The 1974-nt window shown below is 75.9% G+C and carries 1 pseudogene; it reads left to right on the top strand.

Going from position 1 to position 1974, the window contains the following annotated elements:
- Window positions 1–1974 (top strand): annotated as a pseudogene (locus LI94_RS24060) (PE family protein); the annotation flags it as partial.

Raw genomic sequence — 1974 nt, 5'->3', positions numbered from 1 at the left:
CAACGGCGGCAACGGCGGTGCCGGTGGTGCTGGTGGCCTGGCCGGTGCTGGTGGTTCCGGTGGTCTGATCGGTTCGTCGGGTGCCGCCGGTGTCGGCGGCAACGGTGGCAATGGTGGTGCCGCCGGTATCGGTGGTAACGGTGGCGCCGGTGCTGATGGCGACGCCGCGAACATTGATGGCGGCGCCGGTGGTCGTGGTGGCGACGCCGGTGTGGCCGGTGCTGGTGGCGCGGGTGTGATCGCGGGTGCCTCCGGTGCCGCGGCGACCAATGGCGGCAACGGTGGTGCCGGTGGTGACGGGTTCGATGCCCTCATTGCCGGGGCGGCTGGTGGCGCTGGTGGTGCCGGTGGTGACGGCGGAAACCTGGGCAATGGTGGCGCGGGCGGTAACGGCGGCGCCGGCGCGGCGGGCATCGCCGGTGAGACCGACATCAACGGTGATGGCACGGCCGGCCTGACTGGTGGCGCCGGTGGTGTCGGTGGCGCTGGTGGCGCTGGCGGTTCGGCGGCCGGTAACGGTGGTGCCGGCGGCGCCGGTGGCGCGGGCGGTACCGGTGGCGTCGGCGGCGGCGCGGCCAATGGTGCCGATGGCGCTGACGCTGCTGCGGGCAGCGGTGACAACGGTGGTGACGGTGGCGACGCGACCGGCACGGCCGGTAACGGTGGCGACGGTGGCGCCGGTGGTGCCGGTGGTGCCGGTGGTACCTCGGCGAAGGGCCTGGCCGGTGTCCACGGTGTCGGCGGTATCGGTGGCGACGGCGGCGTTGGTGGCGCGGCGGGTGTGGGTGGCACCGGTGGTGCCGGCGCCGGCGGCGGCCTGGGCGCAGCAGCCGGTAACGGCGGCAATGGCGGTAACTCCAGCTCGGTTGCCGGGCAGGGCGGTAACGGCGGTGCCGGTGGCTCCAGCGGTGGCGCAACCTACGCGGCCGACGGTGCCGCGGGTGCTGTCGGCAGCACCGGCAACGGTGGTGTCGGTGGTGTCGGTGGCAACGGCGAGGTCCTCGGCGACGGCACGGTGCAGGCCGGCGGTGTCGGCGGTAACGGCGGCAACGCCGACGTGGACGGCGACGGTGGCGCCGGTGGCGCCGGTGGCCAGGGCGCGACCGGTGTCAACGGTGAGACCGACCTCAGCGGTGACGGCACGGCGGGTGGCACCGGTGGTACCGGTGGCGCCGGTGGCGTCGGTGGTACCAGCGGCTCGAACTCGGGTACCGGTGGCGTCGGTGGCGTCGGTGGTACCGGTGGCACCGGTGGTAACGGTGGCGCGGCAGCCGACGCGACCGTGGCCGGTGCTGCCGGACACACCGGTGGTGACGCGGGTGCGGGTGGTATCGGTGGCGACGGTGGCGCCGGCGGTGCCAGTGGCCACGGCGGGCTCGGCGGTGCCGGCGGCGCCGCGGGCAACGGTGGCGCCGCGGGTCAGGCCGCGGCCGGTGGCAAGGGCCTCGGCGGCGGCGGCGCCGACGAAGCCGGTGCTGGTGGCCAGGGTGGTGCAGGTGGACTCGGTGGTGTAGCCGGCTCGGCAGGCGCGGGAACCGACGGCGGTGCGACGGGCGCTGGTGGCTATGACGGTGCCGGTAGCAACGGTGGCGCCGGTGGCGCCGGTGGCGACGGTGTCGGTCTGGCCAGTGATGGCGTGACCGGTCAGGCCGGCGGCGCGGGCGGTCAGGGTGGCGACGCGGCCGTCGACGGTAACGGCGGCGCGGGCGGCGCCGGTGGCCGTGGCGCGGATGGAACCGACGGAACGACTGACGGCAGCGGCAACGGGACCGCTGGCGGTAACGCCGGTGCCGGCGGTAAGGGCGGCACCGGTGGGGCCGGCGGATCGGGCGCCGGTGACGGTGGTCTGGGTGGCGCCGGTGGCGAGGGCGGTATCGGTGGCAACGGTGGCGCGGCCGACGACGCCACGGTGGCCGGTGCCAACGGCGGTAACGGTGGCGATGCGGGCGCCGGTGGTGCCGGTGGTGCCGGTGG

It is taken from the genome of Mycobacterium sp. UM_Kg27, assembly GCF_000972905.1.
Taxonomy (GTDB): Bacteria; Actinomycetota; Actinomycetes; order Mycobacteriales; family Mycobacteriaceae; genus Mycobacterium.
The sequence above is the reverse complement of the archived record's forward strand: the minus strand, read 5'-3'. Positions and strand labels throughout refer to the sequence as shown.